We start from the raw sequence: 12,239 nt of genomic DNA on the forward strand, positions 1-12,239 counted from the left end.
GCTTACGGAACTGGAATAGAGGAGTAGAGTGATGAAAAGAAGAGTGGTTGTGACCGGTCTGGGGGCAGTGACTCCCATTGGAAATACGGTGCCGGAATTCTGGAGCAGTATCCGGGAGGGCAGGGTCGGCATCGGAGAAATTACGAGATTTGACACCACGGAATACAAGGTAAAGCTGGCTGCCGAGGTCAAGGATTTTAAGGCCGGCGAGCGCATGGATGTGAAGGCGTCCAAGCGCATGGAGGCATTTTCCCAGTATGCCGTAGCTGCGGCAAAGGAGGCATTTGCGGATGCCGGAATTGACATGGAACAGGAAGATGCCTTCCGGGCAGGCGTTACCGTAGGCTCCGGCATCGGAAGCTTAAGCACCGTGGAGTCGGAGTATTCAAAAATTCTGGCAGGCAAGGTCAACCGGGTCAATCCCCTGATGGTTCCCCGGATGATTTCCAATATGGCGGCAGGCAATATTTCCATCCAGTTGGGCCTTCGGGGAAAATGCACCAACGTTGTGACTGCATGTGCTTCAGGCACCCACTGTATCGGAGACGCCTTCCGGGCCATCCAGTATGACGATGCGGATATTATGCTGGCCGGCGGTGCGGAGAGCTGTATCTGTCCCACAGGAGTGGCCGGCTTTCATGCCTTGACAGCCCTCTCCACGGCTGCAGACCCCTTAAGGGCATCGATCCCATTTGACCAGGAGCGCCAGGGCTTTGTACTGGGAGAGGGAGCCGGCGTTGTGGTTCTGGAGGAGCTTGAGCATGCCAGAAAGCGGGGAGCGCGGATTTATGCAGAGCTTGCGGGCTACGGAGCTACCGGGGATGCTTATCACATTACTTCTCCCTGTGAGGATGGGAGCGGCGCGGCAAAGGCTATGGAGCTTGCCATGAACGAGGCCGGGATTGCGCCGTCACAGGTGGATTACATCAATGCGCACGGAACGAGCACCCATCACAACGATCTCTTTGAGACAAAGGCAATCAGAGCAGCCTTCAAAGAGGCGGCAGATCAGGTTGTTGTCAACTCCACAAAATCCATGATTGGTCATTTACTGGGAGCAGCAGGCGGCGTGGAATTTATTGTGTGTGTGAAATCCATAGAGGAGAGCTTTATTCATCAGACCATGGGTACGGTTACACCCGGGGAAGGCTGTGATCTCAATTATGCAATCGGTGCTCCTGTGGAAAAGAAGATCGCCTATGCTCTCAGTAATTCCCTGGGTTTTGGAGGCCATAACGCTTCTGTGCTGGTCCGGGCGTATGAAGGGCAGTAGACAGAAAGAAAGGTAGAATCAATGGAATTTGAAAATCTTTTAAGATTGGTGGAATGTGTCTCCAATTCGGGACTGGACAGCTTTTATTATGAGCAGAACGGGACAAAAATCAGATTGAAGAAGAGCCGGGGGACAGCCTTGAAAGGTGCGCCGGCTGCAATCGCCGCAGAGCCGGAGCAGCTTCCCAAAAGCAGTGCTTCAATAGCTTCTTCTGTAAAGGGCATGCCGGTTAAGTCTCCGCTGGTGGGCGTGTTCTATGCGGCCCCCAGCGAGGATGCAGAGCCTTTTGTATCCGTAGGCAGCCGGGTGAAGAAAGGCCAGACTCTGGGGATTGTGGAAGCGATGAAGCTGATGAATGAGATTGAGAGTGACTGTGACGGGGTTGTGACGGAAATTTGTGTCCAAAACGGAGATACGGTAGAGTACGGGCAGCCTTTGTTTGTAGTTTCAGCCGAGTAGGAGATTAAAATGAAGCATTTAAATAATAACGAAATACAGGAGATAATCCCTCACCGCCATCCATTTCTGCTTTTGGATTATATTGAGGATTATGAGCCGGGGGAATATGCGGTTGGGTATAAATGCGTGACCTTCAGGGAGGACTTTTTTGCCGGACACTTTCCGGGAGAACCTGTGATGCCCGGCGTGCTGACCGTGGAGGCTCTGGCCCAGGCCGGGGCGGTAGCCATCCTCTCCTGCGAGGAGAACAAAGGAAAAACCGCATATTTCGGGGCAATCAACAAGTGCAAGTTTAAGGGCAAGGTAATTCCGGGAGATAAGCTTCGCCTGGAGACAAAGATCATCAAGAGAAAAGGCCCTGTAGGAGTAGGCGAGGCCGTCGCCAGCGTAGACGGCAGGGTCGTAGTCCAGGCGGAATTGACCTTTATGGTAGGGTAGATGTTACCGGTGTGTCGAAGCAGCTTTACCCTTTAGTGCTGCCGCACAGCGACTTTAAATAGGAGATTTATAGATATGATTAGAAAGGTTCTGGTTGCAAACCGGGGAGAGATCGCGGTGCGCATTATCCGGGCGTGCCGGGAGATGGGAATTGAGACGGTTGCCGTATATTCGGAGGCAGACCGGGAGGCGATACATGCAAAGCTGGCAGATGAGGCCATCTGCATCGGCCCGGCGGCTCTTTTAGAAAGCTATCTTGCCATGGAAAAAATCATCAGCGCAACCATTGTATCCGGCGCAGACGCCATCCATCCAGGCTACGGGCTTTTGTCGGAAAACAGCAAATTTGCCGCCCTTTGTGAGAAGTGCGATATCTGCTTTATCGGCCCCACAGCCGAGGTTATGGCGAAAATGGGCAATAAGCAGGAAGCCCGCAATACCATGAAGCAGGCAGAGGTTCCCATCATTCCCGGCAGCGAAAGCGCCGTTTATGATGCGGACGCAGGGATGAAGGAGGCTGAAAAAGCCGGTTATCCAGTTATGATCAAGGCAGTTCTCGGAGGCGGCGGTAAGGGAATGCGCATGGTGGAGCGGCCAGAGGACTTTGAGCAGAACTTCTATCTGGCCCAGACAGAGGCAAAAAAGGCCTTTGGGGATGATGCCATGTACGTTGAGCATTTTATTACAAGGCCGAGGCATATCGAGGTGCAGATTCTGGCGGACAGCCACGGAAATGTCATTCATCTGGGAGAGAGGGACTGTTCCATACAGCGGAATCATCAGAAAATGATTGAGGAAGCCCCAAGCGCCGCTCTGACAGAGGAGCTTCGGACGAAAATGGGAGAGACGGCGGTGCGCGCTGCCAGGGCGGCAGGGTATACGGGGGCCGGAACCATAGAGTTTTTGCTGGAAAAGACAGGAAGCTTCTATTTTATGGAGATGAATACACGCATCCAGGTGGAGCATCCGGTGACCGAGTGGATTACCGGAATTGATCTCATTAAGGAGCAGATCCGCATTGCAGATGGGAAGAAGCTCTCTTATACCCAGGAGGATGTAAGGATCACAGGCCACTCCATCGAGGTACGCATCAATGCGGAAAAGCCGGAGGAAGGCTTCCGCCCCTGCCCAGGCACGGTTATGGGACTTCATCTGCCCGGAGGAAAAGGCGTGCGTATAGATTCCGCCATCTACAGCGGCTATGCCATTCCCCCCTTCTACGATTCTATGATAGCCAAAATCAGCGTGTGGGCCAAGAACCGGGGAGAGGCAATCCGGAAGATGCAGAGCGCCCTGGGCGAGGTCATCATTGAGGGCGTGGATACCAATGTGGATTACCAGTACGACATTTTAAACCACCCGGATTTTCTGGCGGGAAATGTAGATATTGAATTTATCAATGGGATTTGACTATTTGGCATACTAGGCGCAAGGACAATGTTTGAGGTGAAGATATGAATCTGGATCACGTATTTAAAAAGACTAACAAAAGATTTCCCTTGGACGGAGATAAAAAACCACAGGTTCCGGAGGGCCTGCTGTGCAAATGCAGCAAATGCGGCAAAACCCTTCTGGTGGAGGACGTGCGGAAAAATTATTATGTGTGTCCGAAATGCAGAGGCTATTTCCGGATTAAGGCTTACGAGCGCATTCGCCGTCTGGCAGAGGAGGAGAGCTTCCAGGAGTGGGATAAAGAGCTTATCGGCAGCAATCCCATGGAATTTGAAGGTTACGAGGAAAAGCTTGCGGCGACAAGGCTGAAAGCCCGGTTGAACGAGGCGGCAGTCACGGGAAAATGCCGGATCAACGGCTGTGAGACTGTGATTGGCGTTATGGACGGCCGCTTTCTCATGGCCAGTATGGGAGGAGCCGTAGGAGAAAAAATCACAAGAGCCGTAGAACGGGCCACCAGCGAAGGGCTTCCGGTGATCCTGTTTACCTGCTCCGGCGGCGCGCGTATGCAGGAGGGAATCACCTCTCTTATGCAGATGGCCAAGACCTCTGCGGCGCTCAAGCGCCACAGTGACGCCGGTCTGTTATACGTGAGCGTGCTCACAGATCCCACCACCGGAGGTGTGACGGCCAGCTTTGCCATGGAGGGGGATATCATTCTGGCAGAGCCGGGGGCGCTCATTGGTTTTGCAGGGCCGAGAGTCATTGAGCAGACCATCCGGCAAAAGCTTCCCAAGGGCTTCCAGAAGTCAGAATTTCTCCTGGAGCACGGCTTTGTAGACCGGATTGTGGAGCGGGATGAGATGAAACAGGTTCTGGGCGATATCCTCAAGCTTCATGCCCGGGAGGGCGGGCAGCAGTCCGGCCCGGCCGCATTGCAGTCCCTGGCAGAAAAAAAGCAGCGCTATCAAAGAATCGGAGTCTGGGACCGGGTGCAGCGTTCCAGGGATAAGGAGCGGCCTGTAGGAAGCGATTATGTGGAGGAGCTGTTCGAGGGCTTCTATGAGTTTCACGGAGACCGGTACTTTGGGGATGATCTGGCCGTGACGGGGGGAATTGCCTGGTTTGAAGGAAGGCCTGTCACCGTCATTGCCCAGGAAAAGGGAAAGAATACAAAGGAAAATATTCTGCATCACTTCGGTATGTGCTCCCCGGAGGGCTACCGGAAGTCCCTAAGGCTTATGAAGCAGGCGGAAAAATTCGGACGCCCCGTTATCTGCCTGGTAGATACGCCGGGAGCGTTCTGCGGTCTGGAGGCAGAGGAGCGGGGCCAGGGAGAGGCCATTGCCCGGAATATTTATGAAATGTCGGGCTTAAAGGTGCCTGTTCTCACGGTGATTATCGGAGAGGGCGGAAGCGGCGGCGCCCTGGCCCTGGCCGTATCCAACGAGGTGTGGATGCTGGAAAACTCCATTTACTCTATCCTGTCTCCGGAAGGCTTTGCCAGTATTCTGTGGAAGGACAGCAAGAAGGCGAAGCAGGCGGCGGAGGTGATGAAGCTGACGGCAAGGGATCTGAAGAAGGCCGGCATTGTGGAGTATGTGTTTGGAGAGCCTAAGAAGTTTTCCAAGGAGACCCTTGCAGAGGTAACGGAGCCTATGAGGGCAAAGATAAGCAGCTTTCTTGATACCTATGAGAGCATGGGGGCTGAGGCTTTGCAGAATCACCGATATGAACGTTTCCGCAGGATGTAGGGAAATGGAAGGAGCAGAAGAATGAAGGGAATGCCTTTAAAAATCGGAAACTTGACATTGAGAAAACCCATTTTCCAGGGAGGTATGGGAATCGGCATCAGCCTTTCCGGCCTGGCCGGGGCTGTGGCGGCAGAGGGCGGCGCCGGGACGATCTCGGCGGCCCAGATTGGCTTTTTGGAGGAGGATTTTGACGAAAATCCCTTGAAAGCCAATCTCAGAGCTATGGGGAAGGAACTGAAAAAAGCCAGGGAGCTTGCACGAGGCGGCGTAGTGGGCTTCAATATTATGGTGGCTATGAATCATTACGGGGAGTATGTAAAGGAGGCGGCAAGACTTGGCGCCGACTTTATTGTATCCGGCGCAGGGCTTCCGGCGGACCTTCCGGCCCTGGTGAAAGCATTTCCTATTAAGATAGCGCCTATCGTTTCTACAGAAAAATCGGCCCGTGTGCTCCTCCAGTACTGGGCAAAAAAGTTTAACCGTATTCCTGATTTCCTTGTGATTGAGGGGCCGAAGGCAGGCGGACACTTAGGCTTTACCAAAGAGCAGCTGCAGGAGTTTGGCCCGGATACCTATGGGCAGGAGGTGGAAAAAATCATCGGGCAGGTACGGGCTTATGAGGCACGGTTTGAGAAGAAGATCCCGGTGGTTCTGGGCGGAGGAATCAGCGGCAGGGATCAGGCGGAGCAGGCCTTCGGACTGGGAGCGGATGCCATCCAGGCTGCAAGCAGATTTGTGGCCACGGAGGAATGCGATGCAGATCCGGCATACAAAGAGGCGTACCTGAATGCCAGGGAGAAGGACATTGTTCTCGTAAAGAGTCCGGTGGGAATGCCGGGGAGGGCCATTCACAATGCTTTTCTGGAGCGTGTAGAGGGTGGGGAGCGGATTGCCCCGAAAAGGTGCCGGGGCTGCCTGCGCAAATGTAATCCGGCAAAGATCCCTTACTGCATAACAGAGGCGCTGATTCACGCAGCCAAGGGCCAGGTGGAGGAAGCACTTCTCTTTTGCGGCGCAGACGCTTATAAGATCCATAAGATTGAAACGGTAAAGTCGGTTGTGGAGGATCTGCTGGCAGGAAGAGTGCAGTAGCAGAAAATTCGCTGCAATGACTTTCCTATTCAGGGAAAATATGTTACTCTAATTGCAGGCAAGATAGGACGGCAGGAAGGGGGGCGGTGCGGTGGCAAACTTATTTTCAAAGAATTACAATAAAAGAACCCGTTTTACCAGAGTGTGCATTGGTGAGGCTATCTTTTCTCTCATGGATAAAAAGGACTATAAGGATATCAAGATCTCGGACATTGTCAAGAGAGCTGGGGTGTCGAGGATGACCTTTTATCATTATTACGAGACGAAGGAAGAGGCTCTGGCTGATTTTTTCCATGAGATTGTGGCCGGGTATATCCGGGAGTGTATTTCCGAGAAGGAAAAAGTGGGAGAGTTTCACCAGCTGTCCAGTATCGTCCATGCCCTCCGGTATTTTGACCGGTACGCCAGTTTTATCTTAAAGTTAGTGGACGCCAGGCTTTACTATATTGTGATAGAAGCTATGAACGCTTATATGAAGAACCGGATTATGCCCCGTTATAAGATTCCGGTTTATGAGCTCTACTTTTACGGCGGAGCGCTGTTGAATGTGTTTGTCATGTGGGAACTGAACGGGAAGAAGGAATCGCCGGAGGAAATCGCCGGGATGGTTGCAGGAAGCATCAGAACCACTGACAGAGAGTAAGCAAGATGAGGAGGGATACGGTTATGGCAGTAAAATTGGTGGTGGATTCGGCATCGGACATTGATCTGAAGGAGGCACAGGCTTTGGGGATTCATATGATTCCCATGTCGATACAATTCGGAGATAAGACGTATGAGGACGGGATTGATCTGTCCGGGCCCGCATTTTTTGAGAAGCTGATTGAGAGCAGCGAGCTTCCTACCACAAGCCAGATTACCATGTTTCAATTTGAAGAATGCTTTTCCAAGCTCACGGCAGACGGAAGCGAGGTGGTGGTGATTACCCTTTCCTCCAAGCTTTCCGGAACTTATGCCGGAGCCGTGTCCGCAGCCCGGTCATTTCCGGGAAAGGTCTTTGTAGTGGACAGCCTGAACGTCTGTATTGGAGAAAGGATTCTGATTCAGTATGGGGTACAGCTTTTGAAAGAGGGGATTTCTGCACAAGAGCTGGCAGAGCGCCTTGAGAAAGAACGCAGCCGGATCAAACTGATGGCGCTTCTTGGAACGCTGGAATATCTCCAGAAGGGCGGAAGGATCTCCGCAGCCGTTGCAGTGTCCGGCGCTGTTTTACATATAAAGCCCGTTATCTCCGTTGAGGACGGAGAGGTTAAGATGGTGGGCAAGGCCATGGGCTCCAAGAAGGGGAACAATCTTTTGATGCAGCTTATCGGTAAATCCGGCGGCATTGATTTTGAGATGCCCTATGCCACGGCATATTCCGGGCTGGAGGACAGCCTTTTAAAGAAATACTTAAATGACAGTGTTTCTATCTGGGAGGGGAAGCTTGAGCATATCCCGTCTTACTGTATCGGCAGCACCATCGGAACCCATGTGGGCCCCGGCGCCATTGCAGTGGCATTTTTTGCAAAATAGAATAGAAATAGAAGGCTTGGAAAAAAGAGAGTTTTCGGTTGACAAACCGGTTCGGAATGTTATAATAAGCCTAAAGCAATACAAATAGGCAAATGCGTTGAAGAGACGAGTAGGCTGTGGAAGATGCCAGAGAGGGGTGCATATGCTGGAAGCATCCTCATCGGGAAGCAGAGGATCAGAGGAATCCGCCGATCCGTGCCGAAAACTACCTCTGAGCGGCCCCAATCCGGCCCGGTGGCTCCGTTATCGCCGAATGAGTGGTTTTAGAGTATTTAAAACAATCAGGGTGGAACCGCGATAAAAATTATCGTCCCTTTCTGTCGCAATCGGCAGGGAGGGATTTTTGTTTCTTTGCAGGCATGGTGATTGGATTTTACAACGCGCCGATTAAGAAGGGGATTTCCGTAACCTGCGGAAATAACAATACCATTGAAAAAGAGAAGAAGAGGAGAGAAGCGTAATGAAGGTAACATTGAAGGACGGCTCCGTAAAGGAGTACGCAGAAAGCAAATCCGTATATGAGATTGCCCTTGACATCAGCGAGGGCCTGGCAAGGGCAGCCTGTGCCGGCGAGATGGACGGTGAGACGGTGGATCTGAGAACCGTAGTGGATAAGGACTGCGAGCTTAACATTCTCACGGCAAAGGACGAGAAAGGACTGTCTGCGCTGCGCCATACGGCCAGCCATGTTATGGCCCAGGCAGTGAAGCGGCTGTATCCTTCTGCTAAGCTGGCAATCGGCCCTTCTGTGGCGGATGGATTTTACTATGACATCGATTTTGAGACGCCGATTACGGCAGAGGATCTGGAGCGTATCGAAGGAGAGATGAAGAAGATTGTCAAGGAAGCCCTTCCTCTTGAGCGTTTTACCCTGCCTAGAAGCGAGGCGCTTGCCTGGGCAAAGGAGAAGGAGGAGCCCTACAAGGCGGAGCTGATCTCCGATCTGCCCGAGGATGCCGAAATCAGCTTCTATAAGCAGGGGGAATTCACAGATCTGTGTGCAGGCCCTCATCTTAGAAGCACGAAGGATGTGGGAAAGGCCTACAAGCTGACAAGCATTGCGGGCGCTTACTGGAGAGGGGACGAGCATAACAAGATGCTGACCCGGATCTACGCCACGGCATTTGCCAAGAAGGATGAGCTGGAGGCTTATCTGACTATGCTGGAGGAGGCAAAGAAGCGCGACCACCGGAAGCTGGGCCGGGAACTGGGTCTGTTTATGATGCATGAGGCCGGGCCGGGATTTCCATTTTTCCTGCCCAAGGGCATGACGCTTAAGAATACCCTTCTGGACTACTGGCGTGAGATTCACAAAAAGGCCGGTTATGTGGAGGTTGCAACGCCGATCATCCTCAACCGGAGCCTCTGGGAGACCTCCGGCCACTGGGATCATTATAAAAATAACATGTACACCACTCTGATCGATGACCAGGACTTTGCGGTGAAGCCTATGAACTGCCCGGGCGGAATTCTGGTTTATGCCTCTGAGCCCCGTTCTTACCGGGATCTCCCCATGCGTGTAGGCGAATTGGGACTGGTGCACCGCCACGAGAAGTCCGGACAGCTTCATGGACTGATGCGTGTGCGCTGCTTTACCCAGGACGATGCTCATATCTTTATGATGCCGGAGCAGATTAAGGACGAGATTATGGGAGTTGCAAGGCTCATTAATGAAGTGTACACTCTCTTTGGCTTTGAGTACCATGTGGAGCTGTCCACAAGGCCTGAGGACAGTATGGGAAGCGACGAGGACTGGGAGATGGCTACCGAGGGGCTTCGGGCTGCTTTGGATGAACTGGGGCTTGACTATGTGGTAAATGAGGGAGACGGCGCATTTTACGGGCCGAAGATTGACTTCCATCTGGTGGACGCTATCGGAAGAACCTGGCAGTGCGGAACCATCCAGCTTGACTTCCAGCTTCCCCAGCGGTTTGAGCTGGAATATATCGGAGCGGACGGAGAAAAGCACCGTCCCATTATGATTCACCGGGTTGCGTTTGGCTCCATCGAGCGGTTTATCGGGATTCTGATTGAGCATTTTGCAGGGGCATTCCCCACCTGGCTGGCGCCGGTGCAGGTGAAGGTGCTGCCTATTTCCGAGAAGCATACGGAGTATGCGAAGAAGGTTATGGACGGCCTTAACGAGGCCGGGATCCGGGCAGAGCTTGACAGCCAGGATGAAAAGATCGGCTATAAGATCCGCATGGCCCAGATGCAGAAGATTCCTTACATGCTTGTGGCAGGCCAGAAGGAGGCGGAAGAAGGTCTGGTGTCTGTCCGCAGCCGTTTTGCCGGGGATGAGGGGCAGAAACCGCTTGAGGATTTTATCCGGGAGATTGGGGAAGAGATCCGTACAAGAGAGGTACGCCAGAAGCAGACGGAGGATAAAGACACGAAATAGAGACATAGATTTTTCCAAGGCTGTTTTGGGGCCGGAGGGATAAAATGGCGGATTTGGTGGAACGCTTTGTGAAGGATCACGGGCTTATCTGCAGGGAGGAGTACCAGGAACTGTTAAAGCGCATGGAGGAACCGGCAGCGGCCCGGTATGTGCAGGATGAGGCTGTGAGGCTCCGGAAGAAATATTACGGAGAAAGGGTTTATATCCGCGGTCTTGTGGAATTTACCAATTACTGCAGGAATGGCTGCTTTTACTGCGGAATCAATCGGGAGAATCGAAGGGCAGTCCGTTACCGCCTTTCTACGGAGGAGATTCTGGAATGCTGTGAAAGGGGATGGAAACTTGGATTCCGCACCTTTGTCCTTCAAGGGGGCGAGGATCCCTGGTTTACGGACGAACGTCTTTTGGGGCTTGTCCGTTCCGTGAAAGAGGCTTATCCGGACTGCGCCTTGACGCTGTCTGTGGGGGAGCGTTCCTTTGAAAGCTATAGGGGGCTTCGCAAGGCCGGAGCAGACCGGTATCTTCTCCGCCACGAGACGGCGGAGGAAGCTCACTATGGCAGGCTTCACCCGGCGGATATGAGCCTGGCCGCAAGAAAGCAGTGCTTGTATCAGCTGAAAAGGCTCGGCTTTCAGACGGGGGCGGGCTTTATGGTGGGAAGTCCCGGGCAGACTTACCGGGAGCTTGCTTCGGATCTGGTGTTTTTGAAAGAATTGCAGCCGGAAATGGTGGGGATTGGGCCGTTTATCCCCCATTGTGATACGAGCTTTGCAAAAGAACCGGCAGGCAGTGTGGAGCTGACGGTGAAGCTCTTATCTGTGATTCGGATTCTTCTTCCGGCGGCGCTGCTTCCGGCAACTACGGCTCTTGGAACCCTGGCTTTGGATGGGAGGGAAAGAGGAATTCTGGCGGGGGCTAATGTAGTGATGCCAAACCTGTCGCCGGGGAAGAACAGGAAGCAGTACAGCCTCTATGATAATAAGCTCTGCGAGGGGGCGGAGGCGGCCGAAGGGCTTTTGGAGCTGGGGCGGAGGATGGAGGCTATTGGATATGGTTTAAGTATGGAACGGGGGGATGGGGTACAGCTCCCCGGGAGGGAATTATGAAAAAGGAGTTGGATTATATTTCTGTGGAGGGCTCCCCGGGAGGGAATCAGGACTGGTTTTTGGATCCCTTTATGAAAGGCGGAGGCTGCGCGGCTGTTACGGCCTGTGATCTCTGTATTTATTTTGCGGCTCGCAGAGGATTGGAGGAATTGTATCCTTATGATGCAAAGCATCCTGATAAAAAGGATTATATCCAGTTTTCCAAGAAGATGAAGCCTTATCTGCGTCCCAGATTGCAGGGAATTGATACTACGGAGATTTACCTTGAAGGAATTCGCGCTTACTGGAAGGATGCAGGGTGCCAGGTTCTTCTGGCGGAGGGATTTCAGGGGACAGAGGCTTATGATAAGGCTAAGGAGGCGGTAAAAGGTCAGATTGATATGGAGTTTCCCATTCCTTTTTTGACGCTGCACCACAAAAATCCCCGGATGAAGGAATATGTCTGGCACTGGTTTAATCTGGTCGGGTACGAAGCGTATGAGGATGAATTCTACGTGAAGGCTGTGACTTATGGGGAGATGGAGTGGCTGAATCTGAAGGAGTTGTGGGATACGGGGGTTGAGCGTAAGGGAGGGATGATTCTTTTGGGGGAGATAAGGTAAGAGGACGGCTTGTTACGTAAGGATGGTCTTTCCTTAGGTGTTCGTAAGAAAAAGGCTCAAAGGTATGAACTACCTTTGAGCCTTTTGGCTAGTAGCGAGGAAGGGACTTGAACCCCCGACACAACTCATAAAAAACCCATAAAATAAGGAGGTTTGAGCACATCGTCTGTAAAGTGTAAACAAAAGTGTAAACATAATATTAGGACA

11 protein-coding genes are annotated in these 12,239 nt (G+C 52.5%); all 11 read left to right on the forward strand.

Features of this window, described 5'->3' with window-relative positions:
- Positions 1-31: 31 nt before the first annotated feature.
- The 11 genes from fabF to VV089_RS02000 all read left to right on the forward strand — a co-directional run bounded on the left by fabF (position 32) and on the right by VV089_RS02000 (position 12,032).
- Positions 32-1,273 carry a beta-ketoacyl-ACP synthase II gene (gene fabF, locus VV089_RS01950; protein WP_172540283.1) on the forward strand — a complete coding sequence of 414 codons (1,242 nt, stop codon included), beginning with the start codon at positions 32-34 and terminating at the stop codon, positions 1,271-1,273.
- Positions 1,274-1,294: 21 nt separating this feature from the next.
- Positions 1,295-1,732 carry an acetyl-CoA carboxylase biotin carboxyl carrier protein gene (gene accB / locus VV089_RS01955; RefSeq protein ID WP_172540284.1) on the forward strand — a complete coding sequence of 146 codons (438 nt, stop codon included), beginning with the start codon at positions 1,295-1,297 and terminating at the stop codon, positions 1,730-1,732.
- Between the two features lie 9 nt (positions 1,733-1,741).
- Positions 1,742-2,170 carry a 3-hydroxyacyl-ACP dehydratase FabZ gene (gene fabZ, locus VV089_RS01960; protein WP_334334776.1) on the forward strand — a complete coding sequence of 143 codons (429 nt, stop codon included), beginning with the start codon at positions 1,742-1,744 and terminating at the stop codon, positions 2,168-2,170.
- 75 nt (positions 2,171-2,245) lie between these two features.
- Entirely contained in the window at positions 2,246-3,580 is a 1,335-nt protein-coding gene (locus tag VV089_RS01965; protein ID WP_172540286.1) for an acetyl-CoA carboxylase biotin carboxylase subunit, read from the forward strand.
- Between the two features lie 44 nt (positions 3,581-3,624).
- Positions 3,625-5,316: an acetyl-CoA carboxylase carboxyltransferase subunit alpha gene (locus tag VV089_RS01970; protein ID WP_334334777.1), complete on the forward strand. Its 1,692-nt coding sequence runs from the start codon at positions 3,625-3,627 to the stop codon at positions 5,314-5,316.
- Positions 5,317-5,337: 21 nt separating this feature from the next.
- Positions 5,338-6,408: an NAD(P)H-dependent flavin oxidoreductase gene (locus tag VV089_RS01975; RefSeq protein WP_334334778.1), complete on the forward strand. Its 1,071-nt coding sequence runs from the start codon at positions 5,338-5,340 to the stop codon at positions 6,406-6,408.
- Between the two features lie 91 nt (positions 6,409-6,499).
- On the forward strand, positions 6,500-7,051 hold the full coding sequence (locus VV089_RS01980; protein ID WP_172540289.1) for a TetR/AcrR family transcriptional regulator: 552 nt from the start codon (positions 6,500-6,502) through the stop codon (positions 7,049-7,051).
- A 23-nt stretch (positions 7,052-7,074) separates the two neighbouring features.
- Positions 7,075-7,923 carry a DegV family protein gene (locus tag VV089_RS01985; RefSeq protein WP_334334779.1) on the forward strand — a complete coding sequence of 283 codons (849 nt, stop codon included), beginning with the start codon at positions 7,075-7,077 and terminating at the stop codon, positions 7,921-7,923.
- A gap of 460 nt (positions 7,924-8,383) precedes the next feature.
- On the forward strand, positions 8,384-10,324 hold the full coding sequence (gene thrS / locus VV089_RS01990; RefSeq protein ID WP_172540291.1) for a threonine--tRNA ligase: 1,941 nt from the start codon (positions 8,384-8,386) through the stop codon (positions 10,322-10,324).
- Between the two features lie 44 nt (positions 10,325-10,368).
- A complete protein-coding gene (gene hydE, locus VV089_RS01995) occupies positions 10,369-11,430 on the forward strand; it encodes a [FeFe] hydrogenase H-cluster radical SAM maturase HydE (protein ID WP_334334780.1) in 1,062 nt (353 codons plus the stop codon).
- Positions 11,427-12,032 (forward strand): hypothetical protein, encoded by a 606-nt coding sequence (locus tag VV089_RS02000; RefSeq protein WP_172540293.1) that lies wholly within the window; start codon positions 11,427-11,429, stop codon positions 12,030-12,032. Before hydE ends, VV089_RS02000 begins: the two co-directional genes overlap by 4 nt.
- Positions 12,033-12,239: the final 207 nt, after the last annotated feature.

It is taken from the genome of Candidatus Merdisoma sp. JLR.KK011 (genome assembly GCF_036941125.1).
Classification (GTDB): domain Bacteria; phylum Bacillota; class Clostridia; order Lachnospirales; family Lachnospiraceae; genus Laedolimicola.

What these genes read in the sequence shown, in the direction of transcription:
- VV089_RS02000 (WP_172540293.1), top strand. Translation starts at nt 11,427, where the DNA reads ATGAAAAAGGAGTTGGATTATATTTCTGTGGAGGGCTCCCCGGGAGGG.
- VV089_RS01985 (WP_334334779.1), top strand. Translation starts at nt 7,075, where the DNA reads ATGGCAGTAAAATTGGTGGTGGATTCGGCATCGGACATTGATCTGAAG.
- fabF (WP_172540283.1), top strand. Translation starts at nt 32, where the DNA reads ATGAAAAGAAGAGTGGTTGTGACCGGTCTGGGGGCAGTGACTCCCATT.
- accB (WP_172540284.1), top strand. Translation starts at nt 1,295, where the DNA reads ATGGAATTTGAAAATCTTTTAAGATTGGTGGAATGTGTCTCCAATTCG.
- VV089_RS01965 (WP_172540286.1), top strand. Translation starts at nt 2,246, where the DNA reads ATGATTAGAAAGGTTCTGGTTGCAAACCGGGGAGAGATCGCGGTGCGC.
- VV089_RS01970 (WP_334334777.1), top strand. Translation starts at nt 3,625, where the DNA reads ATGAATCTGGATCACGTATTTAAAAAGACTAACAAAAGATTTCCCTTG.
- fabZ (WP_334334776.1), top strand. Translation starts at nt 1,742, where the DNA reads ATGAAGCATTTAAATAATAACGAAATACAGGAGATAATCCCTCACCGC.
- hydE (WP_334334780.1), top strand. Translation starts at nt 10,369, where the DNA reads ATGGCGGATTTGGTGGAACGCTTTGTGAAGGATCACGGGCTTATCTGC.
- thrS (WP_172540291.1), top strand. Translation starts at nt 8,384, where the DNA reads ATGAAGGTAACATTGAAGGACGGCTCCGTAAAGGAGTACGCAGAAAGC.
- VV089_RS01975 (WP_334334778.1), top strand. Translation starts at nt 5,338, where the DNA reads ATGAAGGGAATGCCTTTAAAAATCGGAAACTTGACATTGAGAAAACCC.